Source organism: Streptomyces mutomycini, assembly GCF_001700505.1.
Lineage (GTDB): Bacteria > Actinomycetota > Actinomycetes > Streptomycetales > Streptomycetaceae > Streptomyces > Streptomyces mutomycini.
The window spans coordinates 1-25792 of sequence record NZ_MAPV01000008.1; the positions used below are offsets into that span (position 1 = coordinate 1).

27 protein-coding genes and 1 tRNA gene are annotated in these 25792 nt (G+C 70.9%); 21 read left to right on the forward strand and 7 right to left on the reverse strand.

From position 1 onward, the window contains the following. Positions 1 to 17: 17 nt before the first annotated feature. Both cobM and BFF76_RS00340 read right to left on the reverse strand, forming a co-directional pair. A complete protein-coding gene (gene cobM / locus BFF76_RS00335; protein ID WP_065846632.1) occupies positions 18 to 767 on the reverse strand; it encodes a precorrin-4 C(11)-methyltransferase in 750 nt (249 codons plus the stop codon). Continuing rightward, complete coding sequence (locus BFF76_RS00340) at positions 764 to 2035, reverse strand: bifunctional cobalt-precorrin-7 (C(5))-methyltransferase/cobalt-precorrin-6B (C(15))-methyltransferase (protein ID WP_053929592.1); 1272 nt, start codon at positions 2033 to 2035, stop codon at positions 764 to 766. Before BFF76_RS00340 ends, cobM begins: the two co-directional genes overlap by 4 nt. 182 nt (positions 2036 to 2217) lie before the next feature. Between BFF76_RS00340 and BFF76_RS00345 the strand changes: the two genes are divergently transcribed. The 6 genes from BFF76_RS00345 to BFF76_RS00370 all read left to right on the forward strand — a co-directional run bounded on the left by BFF76_RS00345 (position 2218) and on the right by BFF76_RS00370 (position 7642). Continuing rightward, positions 2218 to 2643, forward strand: coding sequence for a YciI family protein (locus tag BFF76_RS00345; protein ID WP_031097290.1), 426 nt, complete (start codon positions 2218 to 2220; stop codon positions 2641 to 2643). A gap of 29 nt (positions 2644 to 2672) precedes the next feature. Further along, positions 2673 to 3929, forward strand: coding sequence for an RNA polymerase sigma factor (locus tag BFF76_RS00350; RefSeq protein WP_065846634.1), 1257 nt, complete (start codon positions 2673 to 2675; stop codon positions 3927 to 3929). A 64-nt stretch (positions 3930 to 3993) separates the two neighbouring features. After that, complete coding sequence (locus BFF76_RS00355; protein ID WP_031097286.1) at positions 3994 to 4605, forward strand: HhH-GPD-type base excision DNA repair protein; 612 nt, start codon at positions 3994 to 3996, stop codon at positions 4603 to 4605. Between the two features lie 218 nt (positions 4606 to 4823). Continuing rightward, positions 4824 to 6347 (forward strand): M20/M25/M40 family metallo-hydrolase, encoded by a 1524-nt coding sequence (locus tag BFF76_RS00360; protein ID WP_208604799.1) that lies wholly within the window; start codon positions 4824 to 4826, stop codon positions 6345 to 6347. Between the two features lie 247 nt (positions 6348 to 6594). Continuing rightward, positions 6595 to 6891 carry a type II toxin-antitoxin system VapB family antitoxin gene (locus BFF76_RS00365; protein WP_014155093.1) on the forward strand — a complete coding sequence of 99 codons (297 nt, stop codon included), beginning with the start codon at positions 6595 to 6597 and terminating at the stop codon, positions 6889 to 6891. Positions 6892 to 7042: 151 nt separating this feature from the next. Further along, complete coding sequence (locus BFF76_RS00370; protein WP_031097281.1) at positions 7043 to 7642, forward strand: LytR C-terminal domain-containing protein; 600 nt, start codon at positions 7043 to 7045, stop codon at positions 7640 to 7642. A 53-nt stretch (positions 7643 to 7695) separates the two neighbouring features. Here BFF76_RS00370 and upp read toward each other — a convergent pair whose 3' ends face one another. Next, positions 7696 to 8331 carry a uracil phosphoribosyltransferase gene (gene upp / locus BFF76_RS00375; protein WP_031097280.1) on the reverse strand — a complete coding sequence of 212 codons (636 nt, stop codon included), beginning with the start codon at positions 8329 to 8331 and terminating at the stop codon, positions 7696 to 7698. A 114-nt stretch (positions 8332 to 8445) separates the two neighbouring features. Between upp and BFF76_RS00380 the strand changes: the two genes are divergently transcribed. The 10 genes from BFF76_RS00380 (at position 8446) to BFF76_RS00420 (ending at position 15687) form a co-directional block, all read left to right on the forward strand. Next, on the forward strand, positions 8446 to 8682 hold the full coding sequence (locus tag BFF76_RS00380; protein WP_381823390.1) for a hypothetical protein: 237 nt from the start codon (positions 8446 to 8448) through the stop codon (positions 8680 to 8682). 267 nt (positions 8683 to 8949) lie between these two features. After that, positions 8950 to 9507, forward strand: a complete 558-nt coding sequence (locus BFF76_RS00385) for a tRNA adenosine deaminase-associated protein (RefSeq protein WP_065846638.1) — start codon at positions 8950 to 8952, stop codon at positions 9505 to 9507. 81 nt (positions 9508 to 9588) lie between these two features. Continuing rightward, entirely contained in the window at positions 9589 to 10017 is a 429-nt protein-coding gene (tadA, locus tag BFF76_RS00390; protein ID WP_031097277.1) for a tRNA adenosine(34) deaminase TadA, read from the forward strand. Between the two features lie 79 nt (positions 10018 to 10096). Then, positions 10097 to 10181, forward strand: a tRNA-Ser gene (locus BFF76_RS00395). Between the two features lie 137 nt (positions 10182 to 10318). Then, entirely contained in the window at positions 10319 to 10966 is a 648-nt protein-coding gene (locus BFF76_RS00400; RefSeq protein ID WP_065846641.1) for a TetR/AcrR family transcriptional regulator, read from the forward strand. A gap of 108 nt (positions 10967 to 11074) precedes the next feature. After that, the gene (locus tag BFF76_RS00405; protein WP_244167199.1) at positions 11075 to 12691 is read left to right on the forward strand and encodes an MDR family MFS transporter; all 1617 of its coding nucleotides are present in this window, start codon (positions 11075 to 11077) and stop codon (positions 12689 to 12691) included. Positions 12692 to 13073: 382 nt separating this feature from the next. After that, positions 13074 to 13238, forward strand: coding sequence for a hypothetical protein (locus BFF76_RS32805; protein WP_167359456.1), 165 nt, complete (start codon positions 13074 to 13076; stop codon positions 13236 to 13238). A 10-nt stretch (positions 13239 to 13248) separates the two neighbouring features. After that, positions 13249 to 13542 carry a Dabb family protein gene (locus BFF76_RS00410; RefSeq protein WP_031097267.1) on the forward strand — a complete coding sequence of 98 codons (294 nt, stop codon included), beginning with the start codon at positions 13249 to 13251 and terminating at the stop codon, positions 13540 to 13542. 186 nt (positions 13543 to 13728) lie between these two features. Then, positions 13729 to 14586 (forward strand): RNA polymerase sigma factor SigF, encoded by an 858-nt coding sequence (locus tag BFF76_RS00415; protein WP_053929589.1) that lies wholly within the window; start codon positions 13729 to 13731, stop codon positions 14584 to 14586. A 234-nt stretch (positions 14587 to 14820) separates the two neighbouring features. After that, positions 14821 to 15687: an RNA polymerase sigma factor SigF gene (locus BFF76_RS00420; protein WP_031097263.1), complete on the forward strand. Its 867-nt coding sequence runs from the start codon at positions 14821 to 14823 to the stop codon at positions 15685 to 15687. A 244-nt stretch (positions 15688 to 15931) separates the two neighbouring features. Here BFF76_RS00420 and BFF76_RS00425 read toward each other — a convergent pair whose 3' ends face one another. Further along, entirely contained in the window at positions 15932 to 16147 is a 216-nt protein-coding gene (locus BFF76_RS00425; protein WP_053929588.1) for a hypothetical protein, read from the reverse strand. A gap of 325 nt (positions 16148 to 16472) precedes the next feature. Here BFF76_RS00425 and BFF76_RS00430 point away from each other — a divergent pair, with 325 nt between their 5' ends. The 5 genes from BFF76_RS00430 to BFF76_RS00450 all read left to right on the forward strand — a co-directional run bounded on the left by BFF76_RS00430 (position 16473) and on the right by BFF76_RS00450 (position 22013). Beyond that, entirely contained in the window at positions 16473 to 16985 is a 513-nt protein-coding gene (locus BFF76_RS00430; protein WP_031097261.1) for a MarR family winged helix-turn-helix transcriptional regulator, read from the forward strand. 101 nt (positions 16986 to 17086) lie between these two features. Then, a complete protein-coding gene (locus BFF76_RS00435) occupies positions 17087 to 19504 on the forward strand; it encodes an MFS transporter (RefSeq protein ID WP_465270523.1) in 2418 nt (805 codons plus the stop codon). A 180-nt stretch (positions 19505 to 19684) separates the two neighbouring features. Then, on the forward strand, positions 19685 to 20500 hold the full coding sequence (locus BFF76_RS00440) for a YceI family protein (protein ID WP_031097258.1): 816 nt from the start codon (positions 19685 to 19687) through the stop codon (positions 20498 to 20500). An 86-nt stretch (positions 20501 to 20586) separates the two neighbouring features. Further along, a complete protein-coding gene (locus tag BFF76_RS00445) occupies positions 20587 to 21057 on the forward strand; it encodes a PPOX class F420-dependent oxidoreductase (protein WP_031097256.1) in 471 nt (156 codons plus the stop codon). Positions 21058 to 21065: 8 nt separating this feature from the next. After that, positions 21066 to 22013 carry an NAD(P)-dependent oxidoreductase gene (locus tag BFF76_RS00450; RefSeq protein ID WP_065846645.1) on the forward strand — a complete coding sequence of 316 codons (948 nt, stop codon included), beginning with the start codon at positions 21066 to 21068 and terminating at the stop codon, positions 22011 to 22013. Between the two features lie 18 nt (positions 22014 to 22031). Here the strand turns inward: BFF76_RS00450 and BFF76_RS00455 are convergent, their stop codons facing one another. From BFF76_RS00455 to BFF76_RS00465, 3 genes are all read right to left on the reverse strand, one after another. Beyond that, positions 22032 to 22805 carry a TetR/AcrR family transcriptional regulator gene (locus tag BFF76_RS00455; RefSeq protein ID WP_053929586.1) on the reverse strand — a complete coding sequence of 258 codons (774 nt, stop codon included), beginning with the start codon at positions 22803 to 22805 and terminating at the stop codon, positions 22032 to 22034. 79 nt (positions 22806 to 22884) lie between these two features. Continuing rightward, on the reverse strand, positions 22885 to 24384 hold the full coding sequence (locus BFF76_RS00460; protein ID WP_053929585.1) for an MFS transporter: 1500 nt from the start codon (positions 24382 to 24384) through the stop codon (positions 22885 to 22887). Between the two features lie 202 nt (positions 24385 to 24586). Further along, positions 24587 to 25792, reverse strand: a 1206-nt coding sequence (locus tag BFF76_RS00465) for a mannosyltransferase YkcB-related protein (protein ID WP_478076692.1), incomplete at its 5' end; no start/stop codon positions are given.

Sequence of the window (25792 nt, forward strand, 5' to 3'; positions counted from 1 at the left end):
GCCGTCCCGCCCGTCCGTCAGCAGGTGTGGCGGTCCCGCTCCGGGGAGTACAGGTGGCTGTCGCGGAACTGCTCCGCACCCAGGGTCCTGCCGACCATGATCACGGCTGTCCGGATCACCCCGGCCTCCTTCACCTGCTCCGCGATGGAGTCCAGCGTGCCGCGCAGGATGATCTCGTCCGGGCGCGAGGCCATGGCGACCACGGCGGTGGGGCAGTCGGCCCCGTAGTGCGGCAGCAGTTCCTCGACCACCCGGTCCACGTACCGCGCCGCGAGGTGCAGCACGATCAGCGCACCGCTGCGGCCCAGCGTGGCCAGATCCTCGCCCTCGGGCATCGCAGTGGCCCGCTGGGCGATCCGGGTGAGGATCACGGTCTGGCCGACGGTGGGCACCGTCAGCTCCCGCTTGAGCGCCGCCGCCGCAGCGGCGAACGCGGGTACCCCGGGCACCACTTCGTAGGGCACTCCCGCCTCGTCGAGCCGCCGCATCTGCTCGTTCACCGCGCTGAAGACCGACGGATCGCCGGAGTGCAGCCGGGCCACGTCGTGACCTTCCCCGTGTGCCCGTACCAGTTCGGCGGTGATCTGGTCGATGTCGAGCAGGGCCGTGTCCACGAGCCGGGCGTCCGGCGGGCATTCGGCGAGCAGTTCGCGCGGGACCAGGCTGCCCGCGTACAGGCAGACCGGACTGGCGGCGAGCACACGGGCGCCGCGCACCGTGATCAGGTCGGCGGCGCCGGGGCCCGCACCGATGAAGTACACGGTCATCTGTCGTCTCCTGGAGCGTGCGAGGTTTTCTGTACGGACCACTGGGTGACGGGCATGGCCTGACGCCAGCCGGTGAACCCGCCGACGGGTACGGCATGGGCCACCGCCAGGCGGACCAGGTCACCGCCGAGCCGCCGGTACCACTCGGCGAGCAGCGCCTCCGACTCCAGCGTGACCGTGTTGGCGACCAGCCGGCCACCCTGGGGCAGCGCGTCCCAGCAGGCGTCGAGCAGACCCGGTGCGGTGAGCCCTCCGCCGATGAACACGGCGTCCGGCACGGGCAGTCCGGCCAGGGCGTCCGGCGCGCGGCCGGTGACCACGCGCAGCCCGGGGACGCCGAGCCGGTCCGCGTTACGGGCGATGCGCCGTGCCCGTTCGGGATCGCGTTCCACGGTGACGGCGCGGCAGGACCGATGGGTCCGCATCCACTCCGCCGCGATGGATCCGGAGCCGCCGCCGACGTCCCACAGGAGTTCGCCCGGGGCGGGCGCGAGGACCCCGAGCGTGGCCGCCCGGACATGGCGCTTCGTGAGCTGGCCGTCGTGTTCGTACGCCTCGTCGGGCAGCCCGGGTACGGCTCCGAGGCGCAAGGCGTCCGGGGTGCTCCGGCAGTCCACCGCGATGACGTTGAGCGGGTCCCCGGGCGGGTGCTCCCAGGCGTCGGCGATGCCGTCCAAGCAGTCCTCGTCCGTGCCGCCGAGCTGTTCGAGGACCCGCATCCGGCTGGGTCCGAAGCCGTGGTCCCGCAGCAGGCCGGCCACGGCGCCGGGCGTGGCCGCGTCCGCGGACAGCACCAGCAGCCGGCGCCCGTCGTGCAGCGCGCGTGCCAGCCCGGCCGTGGGGCGGCCGACGAGGGTGACGGTCTCGGTGTCCTCCACGGGCCAGCCGAGCCGGGCGCAGGCGTACGACACCGAGGACGGGTGCGGAAGCACCCTGAGCGCGCCGGCGCCCAGCTCCTCGGTGAGGGCACGGCCGATGCCGTAGAACATGGGGTCGCCGCTGGCCAGCACAGCGGTCCTGTTCCCCGCGTGTGCGGCGAGCAGGCCGCGCACGGCCGGGCGCAGAGGCGAGGGCCAGGACACGCGCAGCCCCCCGCACTCCGGCGGTAGCAGCCTCAGCTGGCGCTCACCGCCGATCAGGACCTCCGCCTCCCGGAGCACGGCGCGCGCGGTCTCCGGCAGGCCGGACCAGCCGTCTGCTCCGATCCCCACGACGCTCACGGCAGGCGCGGGCACCGGGACGGCGGACTGGGGGTATGCGGGGGACACAGCCGGTACCTCGGGGTTGGGGGACGACGCAGCCGAACTCTACGGGGGCTCCTTCCGGACCTGCGCGGCGGAGTGATTTCGAAATGCCTCCCGCGTGGTGTCGAGAGCCGGCCACGGGCTCCGACGTCCCCTGTGAGAGTTGCCCACGAGGGGCGACGACCGAGGAACCGAGGAGCGGCACCATGAAGTACCTCGTGATGGTTCAGGGCTCGCAGGCCGACTACGAGGCAATGGCCGGCAAGCCGTCGGCCGGGAGCCCGGCCTGGAATGAGAAGGACATGAAGGCGATGTTCGCCTTCATGGAAGGGATCAACAACGACCTGGCCGAGTCCGGCGAGCTGGTCGACGGCCAGGGCCTGACCGAACCCGCCAGGACCCGCTCGGTGCTGCCGGGTGCGGACGGGCGGCCGGTGATCACGGACGGCCCCTACGGGGAGACCAAGGAGCAGCTCGCCGGGTACTGGGTGCTCGACTGCGCGAGCCTGGACAGGGTCACGGAGATCGCCGCCCGGATCCAGGAGTGTCCGCAGCCGGAGGGTGCCCCCGTCTACCCCGTGCTGATCCGCCCGATCGATGACGGCTGTGTGGAGGCGGGCGCTCCTCAGTAGGACGTCCGCGCTCAGTTGGAAGGGGACGTGTGAACGACGGGCCGACCCGCGTCGAGGACCTGCTGCGCCATCACGCGCCGCAGGTCCTCGGCGCGCTCGTACGCCGTTACGGCCACTTCGACTCGGCGGAGGACGCCGTCCAGGAGGCGCTGATCGCCGCGTACCGGCAGTGGCCGGCCGGTGGGCTGCCGGACGATCCACGAGGCTGGCTCATCAGGACCGCGTCCAGACGTCTGACGGACCAGCTCCGCAGCGACTCCGCACGACAGCGGCGCGAGGAGAGGGCCGCCGCGCTCACGCCCCGCGACGCCTTCACGACCCCGGCGCCGGGGGAGAGCCGGGCTCCCTCCGCCGACGACACACTCACCCTGCTCTTCCTCTGCTGCCACCCCGAGCTGTCCCCCGCCGCCCAGATCGCTCTGACCCTGCGGGCCGTCGGCGGCCTGACGACGGCCGAGATCGCCCGCGCCCATCTGTTACCCGAGGCGACGATGGCGCAGAGGATCAGCCGGGCCAAGCGGAAGGTGCGGGGTGTGCCGTTCCGGCAACCGGGCCCCGCCGACCGCGACAGCCGGCTCGCCGCCGTGCTCCAGGTGCTTTACCTGATCTTCAACGAGGGGTACACCGCGACGTCCGGCAGCGCTCTGCACCGCGCCGACCTGGCCCGGGAGGCGATCCGGCTGACCCGTGCCGTGCGCGGGCTGCTGCCCCGGGACGGGCGGGTGACAGGACTGCTGGCCCTGATGCTGCTCACCGAGGCCCGCAGCGCCGCCCGCAGCGGACCGCACGGCGAGCTGGTCCCGCTCGACGAGCAGGACCGGACCCTCTGGGACAGGACGGCCGTCGACGAGGGCACGGCCCTGGTGGAGGAGGCCCTGTCCGAGGGACCGGCCGGGGCGTACCAGCTGCAGGCGGCGATCGCGGCGCTGCACGACGAGGCGGACCGGGCCGAGGACACCGACTGGCCGCAGATCCTCGCCCTGTACGACCTCCTCGTGCACCGCACCCCCGATCCGATGGCGGAGCTGAGCCGGGCGGTGGCGCTCGCCATGGTGCAGGGCCCCCGGGCCGGGCTGGCGGCTCTGACGGTCCTGGAGGACCGGCTGGCGGGCCACCACCGGCTGGATGCCGTGCGGGCCCATCTGCTGGAGAGGGCCGGGGACCGCGAGGCGGCACGCGCGGCCTACCTGCGGGCGGCGGCCCACACGCTCAGTGCGCCCGAGGCCCACTATCTGCGGACGCGTTCGGCCCGGCTGGGGCCGCCGCCGGCCGGGAGCGCGGAGTAGGTACGGCAGCGCACGGCAGCGCACCGAGTCGCCGATCCCGGCCACTCTCGCAATCATCGAATACATGACCAGGAGCGACAGCGGCGAGACCCGCACCGTGCGTATCGCCCAGCAGCCGGATGCGGACGCGCTGCTGGCCCGTAGTCCGCTGGCCGCCCTCGTAGGCATGCTGCTGGACCAGCAGGTGCCGATGGAGTGGGCCTTCACCGGCCCGTTCACGCTGGCACAGCGCATGGGTTCGGACGATCTGGACGCCCGGGCGATCGCCGGATACGACCCGGAGGCCTTCACCCGGCTGTTCACCGAGAAGCCGGCCCTGCACCGCTACCCGGGCTCCATGGGGAAACGGGTGCAGCAGCTCTGCCAGTACCTGGTGGCCGAGTACGACGGACGGGCCGAAGCCGTCTGGGAGGACGCCGCCACCGGGACGGAGCTGCTGAAACGGCTCAACGCGCTGCCCGGCTTCGGCACCCAGAAGGCGCAGATCTTCCTGGCCCTGCTGGGCAAGCGGTTCGACGTACGCCCGGCCGGCTGGCGGGAGGCCGCCGGGGCGTACGGCGAGCAGGGCTCGCACCGTTCGGTGGCCGATATCACCGGGCCGGACTCGCTCGCCGAGGTACGGGCGTACAAACAGCAGGCGAAGGCGGCGGCCAGGGCGGCGGGGCGGTCCAAGTGATCAGCGACGCGCCGAGCAAACGGCCGGTAACCGGACCCGGTCCAGTCAGCGACGAGCCGAGCGGGTGGCCGGGAACCGGACCCGGTCCGATCAGCAACAGGCCAGTCGGACGATCAGGAACGGCCTCAGCTGTTCCCAGACGGCGGTCGGCTCGCTAGCTTTCCTGCACATCCGTTCAGACCGGAAGGACTCCTGTGCACGCAACACGTCGCAGAGCCATGGCTGTTGTGGCCGCCACCGCCCTGGCCGCACCGCTTCTCCTCGCCGCGTCCCCGCACCACGGCCACTCCCCGCACGACCCGTCGAGGGATGCCGCCAAGCTCGCGCGCCAGCTGGTCGACCGCTCGTCCGCCAAGGACGCGTTCCGCCACCTGGAGCGCTTCCAGGCGATAGCCGACTCGGCGGACGGCCACCGCGCGGCCGGCTCACTCGGCCACGACGCCTCCGCCGCCTACGTCTACCGGCTGCTGCAGAAGGCCGGTTACCGCGTCGACTACCAGGCTTTCGACTTCGTCTACACCGAGACCCTCGCCGAGAAGCTCTCCGTGGTCTCCCCCGCGCCCCGCGACGTCGGCATCGAGGCGATGACGTACACCCCCTCCACCCCGGAGGGCGGCATCACCGCGGCCCTCGTCGCCGTCCCCGCCGACGGCACCACCGGCTGCGAGGCCGCCGACTACGCCTCGGCCGACTTCACCGGCACGATCGCCCTCATCAAGCGTGGTGGCTGCTCGTTCGCCGAGAAGCAGGCCGCGGCCTCCGTGGCGGGCGCCGCCGGCGCGGTGGTCTACAACAACACCGAGGGAGTCCTCTCCGGCACCCTGGGCGACGTCGGGGCGGGGAAGATACCCACCGGCGGTCTCACCATGGCCGAGGGCGAGAAGCTCGTCGCCGATCTGGCCGGGGGCGAGGTGAAGGTCTCCTTCGAGGTCCGCGAACTCCAGGAGGAGCGCACCACCCGCAACGTCGTCGCCGAGACCCGCGGCGGGAACGCCGACAGGACGGTCGTGCTCGGCGCACACCTCGACTCGGTCACCGAGGGCCCGGGCATCAACGACAACGCCTCCGGGTCGGCCGGTCTCCTCGAAGTCGCCCTGGAACTGGCGAAGACGCACCGGAACCCCGCCAACAAGGTGCGTTTCGCCTGGTGGTCGGCCGAGGAGAACGGCCTGCTGGGCTCCGAGGCGTACGTCGCGAAGCTCTCCGACGCACAGCGCGAGCAGATCGCGCTCTACCTCAACTTCGACATGATCGCCTCCCCGAACGGCGCTCAGTTCGTCTTCGACGGCGACAACTCCGACGGTGTCGGCGAGGGCCCGGGCCCCGAGGGCTCGGCCCAGCTGGAGCACGACATCAACGCGTTCCTGGACAGCGAGGACAAGCCGCACACCGGTGCGGACTTCACCGGGCGCTCCGACTACGGGCCGTTCATCGAGGCCGGCATCCCGGCAGGCGGTACCAACACGGGTGCGGAGGGCATCAAGACGGCCGCGCAGGCCGAGACGTACGGCGGTACGGCCGACGTCGCCTACGACCCCTGCTACCACTCGGCCTGCGACGACCTGGACAACATCGACATGGGGCACTTCGACACCAACATCGACGTGATCGCCCACGCGGTCGGCACCTACGCCCATGACCTGGGTTCACTGACCCGCCCGGTCCCGGCCGCGTCCGCCACCGCCGAGCGCCGCAGCGTCGGCGGCCTGCGCGAGGGCCACGCGCACGGCGTCACCGAGTAGCGCGCGGGCGCTCCGCGGGCGGGCGGCGGGCCACGCCCCTGCCCGCGGAGCGGCGCACCGGGGCGTCACGGGTCCGCCGCCGTCCGGCCACCGCCCGGTCACCGCACAGCCATCGGGGCGCGCGCACGGACACGCCCCGCGCACACGCCTGACCGGCGGCGTTATATGACATTTGTGCAGTTTTGGGCCACACGGCAGTCCTGTCGCCCGGCTGCGCCCGGAGGCCCTTGCCCGGTAGGCTTTCCGTGTGATCTTCAAGCGCATCGGAAATGGGCGGCCATATCCTGACCACGGCCGGGAAAGCACCCGACAGTGGGCGGATGTGGCGCCGCGTCCGGTCCGCCTGGACCAGCTGGTGACCACCAAGGGCCAGCTGGACCTCGAGACCCTGCTCGCCGAGGACTCCACGTTCTACGGCGACCTCTTCGCCCACGTCGTGAAATGGCAGGGCGACCTCTACCTCGAGGACGGGCTGCACCGCGCCGTGCGCGCCGCACTGCAACAGCGCCAGGTGCTCCACGCCCGCGTGCTCGAAATGGGCTGAACCCCGCGAACCCCGCCACTCCCACCCGTGGAGTATTTCGGGCCTTTCGGGTGCTTTTATGCACATACGGGTGCCATAGGTTGATCGTTTAGTAGGCATCACCACCAGGTCGCACTACGCTGCGCCCATGAGCATGCTGACCCCTCCCGGCATGGGCGGAAAGTACCGCATCACGGGTAACACCTACCCCCGTATGCGCCGCCCCCGGCACCGCCGCAAACTGGTCCTTTCGGTCGCGGCCGCCGTGGTGGCCCTCGGCCTGGCCGGTTGGGGCACGCTCCAGATCGTCGACGTCTTCACCGGCGGCGACGAACAGGCCAGCGCGGCCGACCGTCCGAAGGCCTGCCCCTCGCCGAGCGCCTCGACCGCGGCGAAGGCACTCCCGAAGCCGGCCGCCATCAAGGTCAACATCTACAACGCCACCCCTCGCAGCGGACTGGCCAAGGCCGCCGCGGACGAGCTCAAGAAGCGCGGGTTCGCCATCGGCAAGGTGGACAACGCCCCGGCCGCCTACGACAAGAAGGTGCCCGGCACGGGGATGCTGCTCGGCGGCCCGACGGCCATGAACGGCGCCTTCCCGGTGCTCGGCACACAGCTGCCGGGGGCCGCACAGAAGACCGACGCCCGCAGGACGGCGGACGTCGATCTGCTCATCGGTACGAAGTTCAAGGCGTTCAGCACCCCCGCGGCGGCCGCGTCGGCGCTCACGGCCCTGACGAAGCCGTCCCCGGCACCGTCGCCCTCCTGCTGAACGCGGCAGGGCCGGTCCGGGGCACCCGGGCCGGCCCTGCCTGACGAGCCGGATCAGTCGGCGGTGCCGTACATCCGGTCACCGGCGTCGCCGAGCCCCGGCACGATGTAGCCGTTCTCGTTGAGCCGCTCGTCGACCGAAGCCGTGACCACCGTGACCGGTGTGCCGGCCAGCTCGCGCTCCATCACCTCGACACCCTCGGGCGCCGCGAGCAGCACGACCGCGGTGACGTCGTCCGCCCCGCGCTTGATCAGCTCCCGGATGGCCGCGACGAGCGTTCCGCCCGTGGCCAGCATCGGGTCCAGGACGTAGACCTGACGGCCGGAGAGGTCCTCGGGCATCCGCGTGGCGTACGTCTCCGCCTGGAGCGTCTCCTCGTTGCGGATCATTCCGAGGAAACCGACCTCGGCGGTCGGGAGCAGCCGCACCATGCCGTCCAGCATGCCGAGCCCGGCGCGCAGGATCGGAACGACCAGGGGGCGCGGGTACGACAGCTTCACACCGGTCGTGGGCGTCACCGGGGTCTCGATGTCGACCTGCTCGGTCCGCACATCCCTGGTGGCCTCGTACGCGAGGAGGGTGACCAGCTCGTCGGCGAGCCGCCGGAAGGTCGGGGAGTCGGTGCGCTTGTCGCGCAGCGTGGTGAGTTTGTGCGCCACCAGCGGGTGGTCGACGACGTGGATCCGCATGCCGTCAACAGTAGCCGGGCCCCGGACGGGCTTCCCCCCGGTCCGCACTGGCATCAGTCACCTGTTCGGGGGGAAGGTGGGGGATACGGACCCAGGCTTGGGGTGGTGTGTCGATTGCCCGACAGCGAGCAGCGGAGTCAGCGGCAGGCCGGACGCGACGTGCGCGACCTGCCCGACGTTCAGGAGAGCGTGCCCGACACGCAGGAGAGTGACGCGGCGCGCCGGAGGCGCAGGGCGCAGTTCCTCCGCGAGCTCCACGAGGCGAAGCAGCTGCGCGACCGGGTGCAGCCGCGCCGGGCCCGTGCAGCCCGTATGCGCCAACAGATGCGCATGCGTACGTTCCGCTGGTGAGGGCGGTTTCCGGGGCAGCCGGACCGCGGCCCGAAGGGCCCGGCGAACACCATCGGCGGACACGCACTCGGGTAACTGATGCCGACGCAACGGCCGAAGAGGTCTCGCATCGCGCTCGTTTCTGCCACGATGCCGATTGGGCGGGGCCCAGAGCAGCCGGATGACCGTCTGCCCTCCCGTCGGACCGATTCGCCCAGGGTTTCTCGTTTGCTCGCGAGCCCAGCCTGATCCAAACGAGACGCCCTTGAGACCAGTGGGAGAGTCACGGTGTACTTCGCCGCACTGCTCGCGCGCACCGAAGACGGGTGGGAAGCGAGCGACACGGAGCTCGATGATGTGGAAACCCTGTCCGACCTGACCGATCTGGCCCGTGAGGCCTCGGTGGACGAGGACACAGTCCTCCTCTACATCGAGCAGGAGGGCGCCTGGTTCGGCGTCGTCCGGGTGGACGGTGAGGAGGACCCCCGTATCTACGTCTCGGACGCGTCCGCCGCCGCCCGCTCCTCGTACGGGGAGATCCTGCTCACCGATGAACTGCTCGGCCGCGAACCGGGGGCCGAGGACGAGATCGCCGCACTCGAGGAGCTCGTCGGCCTCGACGGTACGGAGGACGGAGATCCGGACGAGGAACCAAGGGCCGGCGCCGGCACCGAACCCGACCTGGATCACGACCCCGACGCCGTACCGGCGGGGCCGCTCGGCGACCTCGGGGTCCTCGCCGACCTCGGACTGTCCGAGAAGGACCTGCTGGCCCTGCGCACCGACGCGCTGGCGGAGATCGCGGAGGCGCTGGGAGCGGCCGAGGTGCTGGAGGCCGTCCGTTAGGGTCCGCGGGTGAACGCACGACCGCCCACACCCCACTCACCGCCTTCCTCCGATCCTGTACGGGACCCGTGGCAGGCACCCATGCGGCAGGCCCTGGACGAGGCCGCGCGGGCGGCGTCGGCCGGCGATGTGCCGGTCGGCGCCGTTGTCCTGGGCCCGGACGGCGCCCTGCTCGCCACCGGCCGCAACGAGCGCGAGGCGACCCACGACCCGACGGCGCACGCCGAGGTGCTCGCCCTGCGCCGCGCCGCCGCCGCCCTCGGCTCCTGGCGGCTGACCGGCTGCACGCTGGTCGTCACCCTGGAGCCCTGCACGATGTGCGCGGGCGCGCTCGTACAGTCCCGGATCGGCCGGGTGGTCTACGGAGCGCGGGACGAGAAGGCCGGCGCCGCCGGCTCACTCTGGGACGTCGTACGCGACCGCAGGCTCAACCACCGCCCGGAGGTGATCCAGGGCGTCCTCGAAGACCTCTGCGCGGACCTGCTGACGGCCTTCTTCCGGGAGCGCTGAGGCCGCGCCCCGGGAGCTGCGGCCCGTCACCGGGAAACGGATTTCGGACCAGGGCCCGGCATGGTCTAAGCTCTCTCTCGGTAGCGTGTCCGAGCGGCCGAAGGAGCTCGCCTCGAAAGCGAGTGTGGGGAGACTCACCGAGGGTTCAAATCCCTCCGCTACCGCAGATGGATGAAGGGGCAGACCCGAAAGGGTCTGCCCCTTCTCTGCGTCCCGTCCCGTTTCCCGCCCGGCTCCGCCCCCCGTAGGGTTCATCGACTCTTCCGTAAATAATTTTGCAGGGTCTGCATCTTTGCCTACTATGCACGCTGTGGCGAAGACGACGACATCCGTACCCGGGCTGCGGGAGCGCAAGAAGCAGGCCACTCGCAGAGCCATCGCCGAGGCGGCCGTACGGCTCGCCGCCGAGCACGGTGTCGAGAACGTCACCGTCGAAGCCATCAGCGAGGCCGCCGGGGTCTCCCCCAGGACGTTCTTCAACTACTTTCCCAGCCACGACGACGCGTTCGTCCTGGTCGACGACGAGGTGGGCGAGAGGATCAGGGAGTCCGTGCGCCTCGCCCCCGCCGACCGGCCCCCGCTCGACGTCGTACGCGACGCCCTCGTCGCCGAGCTCGACGGCTTCGAGGCACGCAAGGAGCTGTGGGTCCTCCAGTGCAAGGTGCTCCAGCGCTCACCACACCTCATCCACCGCGGCCTGAAGGCACACGTCGCGGAGGAACGGGCCCTCGCCGTCGCCATCACCGACTGGCTCGGCTCCACCCGGCCCGGCACGGACGCGCCGCCCGGAGCCGCCGTCTTCCCCCGGCTTCTCGCCGCCGTGGCCCAGACCGCCCTGCGGGTCGCCGTCGAGCACTGGTGCGACCGCCCCGGTGAGACCGCACTCGCGGAGGTCTTCAGGGACGTCTTCGCCCAGCTGGCGCAGGGCCTCCCACGGCCGCCGGCGTAGCCCCGCCCGCCACGCCGCGCCCGCGCACCACCCGAACCTGTTTCTGCTCCAGTACCGAAGAAGGACACCGTGACCGCTATCGAGGCGCCCGAACAGGCGCCCACCTCCATGTCGAACAAGCAGATACTCCAGGCGATGTCCGGCCTGATGGCAGGCATGTTCGTCGCCATCCTCGCGGGCACGGTCGTCGCCAACGCGCTGCCGAGGATCATCGCCGACCTCGGCGCGAGCCAGTCCGCGTACACCTGGGTCGTGACCTCCGAGCTGCTCGCCATGACGGCCACCGTGCCGCTGTGGGGCAAGCTCGCCGACCTGTTCAACCAGAAGCTGCTGCTCCAGCTCTCGCTCGGCCTGTTCGTGGTCGGCTCCCTCGTGGCCGGCTTCTCCCAGGACGTCGTGACCCTGATCGTCAGCCGGGTCATCCAGGGCATCGGCGCCGGTGGTCTGACGGCGCTGGCCCAGATCGTGATGGCCGCCATCATCCCGCCGCGCCGGCTCGGCAAGTACGCGGGGATCTTCGGCGCCGTCTTCGCCGTGGGCACGGTCGCGGGTCCGCTGATCGGCGGCGTCCTCGTGGACACCTCGTGGCTCGGCTGGCGCTGGTGCTTCTTCATCGGCGTACCTTTCGCACTGGCCGGGATCGTGCTGCTCCAGCGCACCCTGAAGCTGCCGACGGTGCGCCGTCAGGTCAGGATCGACTGGCTGGGCGCCTTCCTGATCGTGGCCGGCGTCTGCGCGCTGCTCATCTGGACCTCCCTCGCCGGCAACAACTTCGGCTGGGCGTCCTGGCAGACGGCCGTACTGGTGACCACCGGCGTGGTGCTCCTGGTGGCGGCGGTCTTCGTCGAGTCCAGGGCCGCGGAGCCGATCATCCCGCTGGACATCTTCCGCAACCGCACGGTGACGCTCACGACCCTGGCGAGCTTCTTCGTCGGTATCGCGATGTTCGCCGGAACCGTCTTCCTGTCCCAGTACTTCCAGATCTCCCTGGGCAAGACCCCGACCGTCGCGGGGCTCATGAGCCTCCCGCTGATCGGAGGTCTGCTGGTGTCGTCCACGGTCGCCGGGCAGATCATCTCCGCGACGGGCAAGTGGAAGGTCTACCTCGTCGCCGGCGCAGTCGTGATGACGGCCGGCCTCGGGCTGCTCGCGACCATCGACGCCGACACGCACTTCGGCCTGCTCAGCGTCTACATGGCGTTCATGGGTATCGGCGTCGGCATGCTGATGCAGAACCTCGTGCTCGCCGCGCAGAACGACGTGCCCGCGCACGAACTGGGCGCCGCCACCTCCGTGCTGTCCTTCTTCCGCAGCCTCGGCGGCACCATCGGCACCAGCGTGCTCGGTGCGATCCTCGCCAACCAGGTGGCCAGCGAGATGAACAAGGGGCTCGCCGAGAGCGGGATCCCGGCCACCGGCGGCGGACACGGCAGCGCCGTGCCCGACATGACCAAGCTGCCCGAGCCGATGAAGGCCATCGTCGAGCACGCGTACGGCGTCGCGACCGGCGACCTCTTCCTCATCGCCACCCCGTTCGCCTTCCTGGGGCTCGTCGCGGTGCTCTTCATCAAGGAGAAGCCCCTCAAGACGACGAGCGGTATGGAACGCCTCGCCGCCGAGGACGCGGCCCTGGGCACGGCCGCGACCGTCCCGGCACCCCGGAGCGGTCCGGAAGCCGGCGTCCAGGAGGCCACCCGCGGTGCGGCCGGCCTGAAGGAGGACTGACCCGCACGTACGGACGACACGAAGGGCCCGGCGAACGCCGGGCCCTTCGTGTCGTCAGGTCGGGGGGAGCGGCATCGGGGGGACAAGCCGCTCCCCCCGGTGAGAACGGGGACCGTAGGCCCTCGCCGCGGTCGGGGGGAAGTCACGCGGTGGGGACCTCGTGGAGGTCCCGTTCCTCGGCCCGCGCATTTTTCCTGTGCGACGGGCTCGATCCCCATCCTCCTCCCCGGCGTATACCGCGGCCACTGACAAAGGGCCCGAATCGACGGGCCCTTCGACCCTGAAAAACCTCACCAGTGATCGGAAACGGCCGGCCGGTACGGCCAGGTGTACGGCTAGACTCACCCGACTGCACAGGTGATCGAAGGGGAGGGACAGAGCTGTGGCGCAAGCGAGGAAGATCGCGCTCTACATGTTTGTGGTCTTCGTGCTGTACACGATCATCACCTCCCCCAAGCGGAGCGCCGACCTCGTGCAAATAGGATTCGAAGGTATTTCGAGCGCCGCGCAGGGCGTCGGAGACTTCATGTCCGAGCTCGTGAACTAGGGGAAGCGCCATGATCCGCCACCTGGTCCTGTTCAAGCTGAACGACGGCGTCGAGCGCGACGACCCGCGGGTCGTCGCCGGCGCGGAGGCCTTCCGGGAGCTCGGCGGGAAGATCCCCGAGCTGGAGTTCTGGGAGTGCGCCTGGAACATCACCGACCGGCCGATCGCGTACGACTTCGCCATCAACTCCGCGGTCGCCGACGAGGACGCGCTCAGGCGGTACGTCGAGCACCCCGAGCACCAGGCAGCGGCCGGCCAGTGGCGCGCGTTCGCCACTTGGGTGATCGCCGACTACCCCTTCTGACCCTTTCGGACCTCCGGTCCCGCCGGCCCCTCCCGTACAGGAGAGGGGCTTTTCGGCATGTTTAAACCAAATGACCTCCAACACGACTCCATGCGGTGCTTGCACACGGTGGACATGTCTTGTGATGCTATGACCGCTTTTGACGGATGAGTTGACCGTAGTTGACCGCAAAGGGGTGGCGACACCGTGCCGGCCAGTACAGCGCCTCAAGTCCCGCCCCAGAACGTCCAGACGGACGACGTCCAGACCGAGACCCCCGACCCCACCGCGCCCACCAGGACCCGGGGCGCTGACACCAGGGCCCTGACCCAGGTGCTGTTCGGGAGGCTCAAGGACCTCGAACCCGGCACCGCGGAGCACCACAGGGTGCGCACGGCGCTGATCGAGGCCAACCTGCCGCTCGTACGGTACGCGGCGGCCCGCTTCCGGAGCCGCAACGAGCCGATGGAGGACGTCGTACAGGTCGGCACCATCGGCCTGATCAACGCCATCGACCGCTTCGACCCGGAGCGCGGCGTCCAGTTCCCCACGTTCGCCATGCCCACCGTGGTCGGCGAGATCAAGCGCTACTTCCGGGACAACGTACGGACCGTGCACGTCCCGCGGCGGCTGCACGAGCTCTGGGTCCAGGTCACCGGCGCCACGGAGGACCTGACGACCGCTCACGGCCGCTCACCGACCACCGCGGAGATCGCCGCGCGCCTGAAGATCTCCGAGGACGAGGTCCTCGCCTGCATCGAGGCGGGCCGCTCCTACCACGCGACCTCCCTGGAGGCCGCCCAGGAAGGTGACGGGCTGCCAGGACTCCTCGACCGGCTCGGCTACGAGGACCCGGCGCTGGCCGGGGTCGAACACCGCGACCTGGTCCGGCACCTGCTCGTACAACTGCCCGAGCGTGAGCAGCGGATCCTGTTGCTGCGCTACTACAACAACCTGACGCAGTCACAGATCAGCGCCGAACTGGGGGTCTCCCAGATGCATGTGTCAAGGCTTCTGGCCAGAAGTTTCGCCCGACTGCGATCAGCAAACAGGATCGAAGCGTAAGCAGAACGGGTAGACCCCTGGAGGACCGGATCCGGGGGCGTAAAAGCCGCACACCCCCTGTTTCCTGCGCAGTCTCGGCGCTGACTTGTCGACATGTCACTACAGCGTGTTGCCGACATGTGACATTCTGCTGGAACCGCGTTTGCCGCAGCCCTACCTCCGGTATTCAGGTGGAGGCTGCGTTCCTCCGATGGTCGTGGCCACCGCGACCGTCCGCGACCTCAAGGGGGTGGCATGTCCACAGAACAGGGCAGCTCGAAGGTGCTCACGCTCACGAAGAGCGTGCCGGCACCCGCCGTGCTCACCAGCTCGCCGGAAGCCATCGACACCCGCACTCTGTCCCGCTCCCTGTTCCTGCGGCTCGCCGCGCTGGGTCCCGCCTCGGGCCCCGACGGAACGGACAGTCCGGAGCGGACCTATGTGCGGGACACACTCATCGAGCTCAACCTCCCGCTGGTGCGGTACGCGGCGGCGCGGTTCAGGAGCCGTAACGAACCCATGGAGGACATCGTCCAGGTCGGGACGATCGGCCTGATCAAGGCGATCGACCGTTTCGACTGCGAGCGGGGCGTGGAGTTCCCCACGTTCGCGATGCCGACCGTCGTGGGGGAGATCAAGCGCTTCTTCCGCGACACCTCGTGGTCGGTGCGGGTCCCGCGCCGGCTCCAGGAGCTGCGGCTCTCCCTCACCAAGACCAGCGACGAGCTCGCCCAGAAGCTCGACCGCTCGCCGACGGTGCCGGAGCTGGCCAAGGCGCTCGGGGTCTCCGAGGAGGACGTGGTCGACGGCCTGGCCGTGGGCAACGCCTACACGGCCTCCTCCCTGGACTCACCGTCCCCCGAGGACGACGGCGGCGAGGGCTCGCTGGCGGACCGTCTGGGGTACGAGGACGCGGCGCTGGAAGGCGTCGAGTACCGCGAGTCCCTGAAGCCGCTGCTGGCCAAGCTCGCCCCGCGCGAGCGGCAGATCATCATGCTGCGCTTCTTCGCCAACATGACCCAGTCGCAGATCGGCGAGGAGGTCGGCATCTCGCAGATGCACGTCTCCCGGCTGCTGACACGGACGCTCACCCAGCTCAGGGAAGGGCTCATCGCCGACTGACCCCGGTCGGGTCCGTACGGCACGGCGCATCTGCCGCCGGGGACGCCACGACGGCCACCCCGGCGGCTTCGCCGCAGCCGGGCGTCCGCGGGCGCACTCCCGCCACGGCACGGAAACGCGAACGCTCCCGCGCCGACGGGCGGCGCGGGAGCGGTGCGGTATGTCGACGCCCACACTCGTGCGGACGCCGGGCAGGCCACCGGCCCCGGTTACGGGAGCGGCGGGCAGGCCGGGACGGGGGCGGTCAGCCGAGCGCGAGCCAGGCGACGGCGCCGAGGACGACGATGACCGCGACGACGGCCACGATCACCCCGGTCTTCGGGCCGGACGAGGTCACGGCAGGCTGCTGCCTGCCCTGCGGCTCGCCGTCGTCGACGAACGCGCGGAACATCTGCGTGCTGCCCGCCGGGTCGTGAGTGCCCTCGGGGCCCGGCTGCGGGGCGTGGGGGTTGTGTGCCATGGGCCAGGACCCTAGCGAACGCACGCCTTCCGCCCAACCCCCGGGTCACCAGGGGCCGATGTGCCCCCTCCGCGCACACGGCCTCTTCACCGTCCGCCGGGCCGCTCCGCACCACCTCCGCGCACCCGCCTCACCACCTCACCCTGTGACGAGGAACACGCCTCCCGGGGTCCACCCCCCGTGCGCTGCGGGCTTGACCGGACGCCTACGCAGGCTTTTGCGTTCCTTTACTTCTGCACAGCCCATTTCGCTTGCCTGCAGCAACCAACCGCTTCTATCGTTGCCCTAAGCAACAAGATGACCTCGCAAGACGTCTGGAGGGCCAGTGGCAGCACGGAGCCAGTACGAGGAACTGGCCCGGCAGCTCAGCGCCGTCGGAGCCGTCAAGCGGGGCCTCGTCCGCATCCTGCCCGCCGAGTGTCCCGGTGGCTCGGCCACCGTGCTGACGCTGCTGGCCAAGTACGGCGAGATGCGGATCACCCGGCTTGCCGAACTCCTGTCCGTGAACATGTCGGTGACCAGCCGCCATGTGACCCACGCGGTGGAGAACGGCTGGATCGAACGGTTCCCGGACCCGGAGGACAAGCGGTCCCGCATCCTGCGGCTGACCCCCTCGGGCGCCGAACTGCTCGACGAGCTGACCCGGCGGACCACCGAGATGTTCGCCCACAACCTCATCGACTGGACCGACGAAGAAGTCGGACAGCTCAACACGTTGTTGTCCCGGCTGCGCGACAGCTTCTCCTGCCGCGGCCCCGGAGGGCGTACCTCCGGAAAGCACAGCGGCGACTGCCGCGCCGGGCACGTCGACGACGCACACACCCGTACACCCCTGTAACAGAAGCAAAGACAAGGAATTCAATGGCTACGACCACACCATCCGGTGTGCGGGGCGGCCACGCCAAGCACGGGGCCGCGGATGCCCCCTCGGGCGCGCCGATGACACACCGGCAGATCATGGAAGCGCTGACCGGGCTGCTGCTCGGCATGTTCGTCGCGATCCTCTCGTCGACGGTCGTCTCCAACGCCCTGCCCGAGATCATCTCCGACCTCGGCGGCGGCCAGAGCGCCTACACCTGGGTCGTGACGGCCTCGCTCCTGGCCATGACTGCCACCACCCCGCTGTGGGGCAAGCTCGCGGACCTGTTCAGCAAGAAGCTGCTGGTCCAGATAGCTCTGGTCATCTACGTGGCCGGCTCGATAGTCGCCGGTCTGTCGACCAGCAGCGGCATGCTCATCGTCTGCCGAGTGGTGCAGGGCATCGGCGTCGGCGGTCTCTCCGCCCTCGCCCAGATCGTGATGGCCGCGATGATCTCCCCGCGCGAGCGCGGGCGCTACAGCGGCTACCTCGGCGCGGTCTTCGCCGTCGCCACGGTGGGCGGCCCCCTCCTCGGCGGTGTCATCACCGACACCAGCTGGATGGGCTGGCGCTGGTGCTTCTACGTGGGTGTGCCGTTCGCGGTCATCGCCCTGATCGTGCTCCAGAAGACCCTGAAGCTCCCCGTGGTCAAGCGCGACGTCAAGGTCGACTGGTCCGGCGCGTTCGTCATCAGCGCCGCGGTCTCGCTGCTGCTGCTCTGGGTGACCTTCGCGGGCGACAAGTACGACTGGGTCTCCTGGCAGACGTACACGATGCTCGGCGGCACCGTCGTCCTCATCGGACTCTTCCTGCTGATCGAGTCCAGGGCGAGCGAACCGATCATCCCGCTGCGCCTCTTCCGCAACCGCACCATCACGCTGGCCTCCGCTGCCTCGCTGTTCGTCGGTATCGCGATGTTCGCGGGCACGGTCTTCTTCAGCCAGTACTTCCAGCTGGCGCGGGACAAGTCGCCGACGATGTCCGGCGTCATGACCATCCCGATGATCGCCGGTCTCTTCCTGTCGTCGACGCTGTCGGGCCAGATCATCACCAAGACCGGCCGCTGGAAGGCCTGGCTGGTCGCCGGTGGCTTCCTGGTCACCGCGGGTCTCGGGATGCTCGGCACCATCCGCTACGACACCGAGTACTGGCACATCGCGATCTTCATGTTCGTCATGGGTCTCGGCATCGGCATGATGATGCAGAACCTGGTGCTCGCCACGCAGAACCAGGTGGCTCCCGCCGATCTCGGTGCGGCCAGCTCCGTCGTCACCTTCTTCCGCTCCCTCGGTGGTGCGATCGGCGTCTCCGCGCTCGGCGCCGTGCTGGGCAACCGTGTCACCCACTACGTCAAGGACGGCCTCGCCGAGCTCGGCCCCGAGGGCGCCGCACTGGGCCACGGCGGAACCGGTGGCGGGGGCATCCCCGACCTGGACGCTCTCCCCGCACCGCTCCGTACGGTCATGGAGGTCGCCTACGGCCACGGTGTCGCGGACGTCTTCCTGTACGCCGCGCCGGCCGCGCTGGTCGCGTTCGTCCTGACGCTCTTCATCAAGGAGGTCGCCCTGAAGACGAGGGCGGGCGACGACAGCTCCCCGGCCGAGGTGGCGGCCGCGACGGAGTCGGCCGAGGCCACCACCGGCACCGCCCCGGTCGCCGGGGCAACGGCCGGGGTCACCTCCGTCCAGGCCCCGGACGAGACGGCCGCCACGAACGAGCCGAACATCCAGGGCACCCCCGTACGCGGTGTGGTGCGGGGTGCCGAAGGCGCACCCGTCCCCCGTGCCGCCGTCACGCTGATCTCGCTGGGCGGCCGGCAGCTGGGACGCTCCGTCGCCCAGGCCGAGGGCGGCTACGTACTGGACGCGCCGGGCGCCGGCAGCTACGTCCTGATCGCCTCCGCCGACGGCTTCCAGCCGCAGGCGTCCACCGTGGTCGTCGGTGACGAGCCGCTGGCCTTCGACATCCTGCTCGCCGGTACGAGCGGTCTCTCCGGGACCGTGCGGACCGCCGAGGGCAGCACCCCCGTCCAGGGCGCCATGGTCGTCGTGACCGATGTGCGCGGCGATGTACTGGCCACGGGCGTCTCGGGCGACGCGGGTGACTTCACCTTCGGTGAGCTGATCCCCGGCTCGGTGACCGTCGCCGTCACGGCCGCGGGCTTCCGTCCGCTGGCCCTGCCGGTGGAGGTCGGCGGCCAGGGTGTCACCCGGGTCGATGTCGCCCTGCGCGCCGGTGCGCTGGTCAAGGGCGTCGTAAGGGCCGGCTCCGGCCGGGCACCGCTGAACGACGCCCGGGTCACGCTGATCGACGCGGCTGGCAACGTGGTCGCCACGTCTACGACCGGCGAGGACGGCGCGTACGCCTTCGCGGACCTGGACGCCGGTGAGTACTCCGTGGTCGCGACCGGCTACCCGCCGGTGGCCGGCTCGCTGACCGTGAGCGGCGATGGAGTCGACGGTCACGACATCGAACTCGCCCACCCGGGCGAGCGGTAACCGGAAGATTCACAAAGACCCCTGGCGGGACAGCACTTCGAGCGGAGAGGCTGTGACCGCCGGCGGAAACGGGCCCCGTGGCGGGAGCGGCAGGCAGGGGACGGCCTGCCGGCCCCGCCCCGGGGCCCGACTCATTGAGTCGCTGCTACACGAGTGATTTGAGCAAGGAGAGAACACGGGATGGGACTTCGCGCACAGGTACGCACGCGGGACGGCTGGGCTGTCCAGCACGCGGTCGTGACGGTGACCGACATGACGGGCACACAGGTGCTCCGTGCCGCCGCCGACGAGAACGGGGCCGTCCGCACCGACGATCTCCTGCAGGCCGGCGCGTACACGGTCATCGTCACGGCGGTGGGTTACGCCCCCGCCGCGTCCACCGCTCTCGTCACGGCCAGCGGCCGGGTCGAGGCCGGCACCGTGGTGCTGGCCCGGCAGGGCGGCGTGGAACTTCCGCCTCCGGGCACCTGGTCACTGGACCCGGTCCACTCGTCGGTGGCGGCGGTCGCACAGCACCTGGGGATCTCCAGCGTGCACGGCCGGTTCACCGAATTCGGCGGCCGCATCGAGATCGGCGAGGACGTCCAGCGTTCCCGGGTGGATGCCTTCATCGCCGCCTCCAGCATCGACACGGGGAACGCGATGCGGGACAAGCACCTGCGCTCGGCGGACTTCCTCGACGTGGACGCGTTCCCCGAGCTCACCTACCGCTCCCGTGCGCTGACCCCGGCCGGGCCCGACCGCTGGACGGTGCACGGCGTGCTCACCATGCACGGCATCGCGCGGGACGTCGACCTCGACCTCAGCTACCTGGGCACCGGCCCCGACCCGTGGGGCGGGGTGCGGGCGGCCTTCCACGCCACGGCGGAGCTGCGCCGCGACGACTTCGCCATGAACTACAACCAGGTGCTGCAGGCCGGCATCTCCGCGATCGGCACGACCCTGCGCGTGGAGCTCGACATCCAGGCGGTCCAGGGCGACTCCGTCCCCGGCTAGGACCGGACCGAAGGCCCCGGGAGGCACCCGCGCGGTCCCGCCCGGGCGTGCGGCGGGACTCCGCGGACACCCCTAGGGTTGGCCGTATGGCACCCAACATCGCGACCAACACCGCCGTGGAACTCGCGGAACTGCTGGACTTCGTGCGGCCCAGGCACCGGGCGATCCTGCTCACCACCCGGGCCGACGGCCGGCCCCAGGGCTCCCCGCTCACCTGCGGCGTCGACGACGCCGGACGCATCGTCGTCTCGACCTACCCCGAGCGGGCCAAGACCCGCAACGCCAAGAGGGACGATCGGGTGAGCGTGATCGTCCTGTCGGACGACTGGAACGGGCCGTGGGTCCAGGTCGACGGCTCGGCCGAGGTGATCGACTCACCGGACTCGGTCGAGCCGCTCGTCGAGTACTTCCGCAACATCTCCGGCGAGCACCCGGACTGGGACGAGTACCGGGCGGCGATGCTCAAGCAGGGGAAGTCCATCATCCGGATCACTCCGGAGCGCTGGGGCCCCGTCGCCACCGGGGGCTTCCCCGCCCACCTGGCCACGGGCGGCTGACCGTACCGATGAAACCGCCCCGCCCGGACCCGCTCGCGCGGGCCCGGCTCCTGACCTCCCCTTCCCTGGGCCCCGCCGTGGTCCGTGAACTGGAGCGGATCACCGGCCGGCCGGCCGGACCCGCGTACACAGGGGAGCCCGACGGGCCCTTCCTGTACGTGGGGGACACGCTGCCCGACGAGCTGCGGACCGCACAGCTGCTGTGGTTCCACAGCGTCAACGCCGGTACGGACGCTCTGCTCGCCAGTGGGCCATGGCCCGCAGGCGCCCTGCTGACGCGGACCGTGGGGCGGATGGGCGAGCGGATCGCCCAGTACACGCTGGCCTGGGTCCTCGCCGAGTGCCAGTCCGTCCCGGAGCACGCCGCCCAGCACTCCAGGTCGAAGTGGCGCCGCCTCCCGTCCGAACTCGCGGCCGGGCGGACCGCCGTCGTCCACGGCACCGGGCGCATCGGATCCGCGGTCGCCGGCCTGCTGCGTGCCTGCTCCGTACGCACGGTGGGTGTGGGCCGCAGCCCCCGTACGGCCCCGGCGGAATTCGACCGGGTCGTCCTGGCCGGCTCGCCGGAGGAGGCCACGGCGCTGGCGGACGCCCGGTGGGTGGTGTCCACCCTGCCCCTGACCGGCGCGACGGAGCGCTTCTTCGACGACGCCAGATTCGCCGCGATGCGGGGCGCCACCTTCGTCAACGTGGGAAGGGGCGCGACCGTGGACATGGCCGCCCTGGAGACCGCGCTGCACAACGGGTCGGTGCGCCGCGCCGTACTGGACGTGCTGCCCGACGAGCCCGCCGCGCCCGGCGACACCGTATGGCGGCTGCCGCGCACGGTGATCACGTCCCACTCGGCCGGCATCACGGCCGACGAGGACGTCGTCACCGACTTCGCGGCGTGCTGGGAGGCCGTCACGGAGGGGCGTACGCCCGCGCTGGCCGTGGACGCCCGGCGCGGCTACTGAGGGCCCGGCGCACCAGGTCTACGAGTGGTGCGCCGCGCGTTCGCGCATCGCTTCGATGCCCGCGATCAGGAGGTCCAGCGCGAACACGAAGTCCCGCTCGCGCATCTCCTCCACCGTGTCCCCGCCCCGGGCGTCCATGAGGCTCTCCGAGGGCTCCATGACACGCTTGAACTCGGGGTCCGCGCGGATGGTGCCCATCGCCCGCTGGAAGTACTCGTCCTGGCTGAGCCCGGCCTCCACCGTGCGCTGCACGAAGTGCCCCTCGGTGCTGCCGAATCCGTAGACGAACTGGAAGACGGCCGACATCGCTCCCGTCCGGTTCTCCAGGGGCAGTCCGGTGGCCCGGACGACGTCCTGGACGGCGTACGAGAACAGCATCGAGTGCGGTCCGATGTTCAGGAAACTGCCGATCAGCGTCGACACCCAGGGATGGCGGACCAGCATCCGCCGGTATTCGGTGGCCAGTTCACGCAGCCGGGCGCGCCAGTCCGTGTCCTCCGGCGTGGCCGGGATCTCGCCGAAGACCGTGTCCAGGGCGAGTTCCAGCAGATCGTCCTTGGTGTCGACGTACCAGTAGAGGGACATCGCCGTGACATCGAGTTCGGCGGCGAGGCGCCGCATGGAGAACTTCGCGAGGCCGTCGGCGTCCAGCAGCCGGACGCTCGCCGCCGTGATCCTGTCCCGGTCGAGACCGGCCGGCTGATCCGCCTTGCGTGTGCGCGAGGGTGTGCGCCGGTCCAGCCACACACTGACCCGGGAAGGGTTCTTCACACGGTCTGCCGCGGACCCCATGGCGCACGCTCCTTGTCTTGCGGTGGCACTCCTGCGTACCGGCACCCCTGTCCGATGCTATGCCCCTCACCTGGGACTCTCAGTCCGCTTCCGTGCGCTCCGCCCGCCTCAGCAGGACCGCGGCGAGCAGCCCTCCGGCCAGCACAGCCAGCGCGCCGGCCAGTTGGCTGGTCTCCAGGCCCGACGCGAAGGCGTCCGTGATGCGCTCACGTTCCGCCGCCCCGTCCGCGGCGGCGAGTGCGGCGGGCAGCGAGGCCGCTCCCACCGCCCCCGGTAGGAGCGCGGCGAAGCGGGAGTTGAGCACGGCTCCGAGCACCGCGACCCCGAGGCCGTTGCCGAACTCGGCGAGCGTGCCGTTCACCCCGGCTCCCACGCCCGCCTTCTCGGGCGGGATGGCGCTCATGATCGCGTTGGCCATGGCGGGCATGGCGAGCGCGACGCCCGCTCCCATGACGACCAGGCCGAAAAGCAGCCCGTCGTAGTCCCGTCCGCCGAGCAGCGCGATCGCCCCCAGCCCGGCGGCCAGCAGGCTCATGCCCGCGGCGATGACGGCGGGGGTCCCCAGCCTCACGACGAGCCGGGCGCCGAGGCCCGTGAGGTTGAGCGCGACGACGGTGAGGGCGAGCGGAGCCGTGCGCAGCCCGGCCTCGAGCGGGCCGTAGCCGAGGACGAACTGCAGGTGCTGGGTGAGCAGGAAGAGTGAACCCGTCATCCCGAAGGCGACGAGGATCGCGCCCGCGACCGCGCCGGTGAACCTCTGGTTGCGGAAGAAGTGCATGTCCAGCATGGGGTACGGGACATGGAGCTCCCACAGGACGAATCCGGTGAGCACGGCGACCCCTGCGAAGGCGGTCAGCAGAACCCTTCCGGAGCCCCAGCCGTGCTCCGGGCCGGAGATGATCGCGTACACGACAGCCGCCATCCCGAGGGTGGAGAGCAGCGCCCCGACCAGGTCGGGGCGGTCGCCCCGGGGGTCCTTGGACTCCGGGACGAGCCGGACGACGGCGATGAGGCCGATGACCGCCACAGGGATGTTCACCAGGAAGATCGCGCCCCACCAGAAGTGGTTGAGCATCGCCCCGCCGATCAGCGGGCCGGCGGCGAATCCCAGGGAGCTGACGGTGGACCAGATGCCGATCGCCTTGACGCGCTCGGCGTCGTCGAAGATCTGCACCACGACCGCGAGGGTGGTCGTCATCAGCAGCGCGCCTCCGACGCCCATCCCCGCGCGAGCAGCGATCAGTTGCCCCGAGGACTGCGCGAGCCCGGCGGCCAGCGAGCCGACGCCGAACAGCGCGAGCCCCGTGACCAGCATCTTCTTGCGGCCGTAGCGGTCGGCGGAGCTGCCCGCGGTGAGCACCAGTCCGGACTGGACGAGCGCATAGGCGTTGATCATCCACTGCACATCGGCGGTGGAGGCGTGGAGATCAGCGGTGAGCGAGGGGATCGCCACGTTCAGGACGGTGTTGTCGAGCAGCACGGTGAGCTGGGCGAGACAGATGACTCCGAGGATCAGCCAGCGCTGCGCATGGCCACCCCGACGGGCGAGGTCTTTCTGCTCGGCGGCGGTCGACGTCATGCGGACTCCTGGTTCCGGTGCACTTGTACGGCGTAAGGGAGGCGTTCTCGTACACCGTATGGCATCTCCTGTACGCCGTACAACAGATAAGGCGCCGCGGCATGCAAGGCGCCACCGCACGGGCGGCAACAGGGCGGTGGCCCCGGAGCCTGTAGTCACTCCGGGGCCGCCGCCCTGTACCCGCCGCTCTGCCGTCGCGGCTTCAGCCCTTCGGCTGGGTGAGGTCGTAGAAGGTCGCGCTTTCGACCGTGACCTCCTTGAAGTTCTCCTCCACCCACGTCGAGATCTGGGACGAGGCGCCCTCTCCGCCCATTCCGCCGCCGCCCATGCCGCCGGAGATGAAGTAGTGGATCTTTCCCTCCTCCACGTACGTCTTGAACCGGGCGAGCGTCGGGGACGGGTCGCTGCCGTTGAATCCGCCGATCGCCATCACCGGGTCCCCGGTGGCGAGCTGGTAACTCGCGGCGTTCTGCGAACCGATGGCCGCGGCGGTCCAGGTGTAGGCGTCGGCGTTCTGCTCGAGGAGCGTCTTGGCCCCGGAGCCGACGGAGGCGCCGTTGAGCAGACCACCCATACCGCCTCCGCCACCCGTGCCGCCTTCACCCGTGCCGCCGCCGGGCATGCCGCCCTGCCTGCCGCCGGGAACCTGGCCCTGCTGACCCTGACCCGGCTGCCCCTGGCCGGGCGTCCCACCGCCGGGGAAGCCGCCGCCCTGCGCGTTGCCCGGTGCGTTGCCCGGTGCGTTCCCCTGAGCACTGCCCGGCGCCTGGCCGCCCTGCTGCGTGCCCTGGCCGGGGGGCCGCACGCCGCCGCCCTCACCGCCGCCGGGACCGCCGCCCCGGCCGCCGCCCGGGCCTCCCATGCCCGAGCCCGCCGGACCCGCGGTGACGATCGAGCCCTGGTGCCCGGTGTTCAGCGTGCTGACCGTGTACGCCGTCGGGCCGGCCAGCGAGGCCGCGAGACCGAGGCCCACCACGCCCAGCGCGAGCACCCGGCCCAGCCGTGCCGCGACCAGCAGCCCCAGCGCGCCGACGAGGCCGCCGATCAGCACGGCCCAGCGCAGCCACGGGAAGTAGTCCGGCGTGCGCCCCAGCAGGACGTACGACCAGACGGCAGTCGCCGCGACGGTCACCCCGAGCGTGGCGCCCGCCCACCACCGGGACCGTTCCTCCCAGAGGGCCGTGGCGCCCATGCCGGCCAGCGCCGCGATGTAGGGCGCAAGGGCCACCGTGTAGTACTGGTGGAAGATGCCGGCCATGAAGCTGAAGACGAAGGCCGTCATCAGCAGGGAACCGCCCCAGGCGAGGAACGCCGCACGGGCCGTGTCCGTCCGCTTCGCCCGCCAGGTCAGCCAGATGCCCGCGACCAGCAGGATCAGTGCGGCGGGCAGCAGCCACGAGATCTGCCC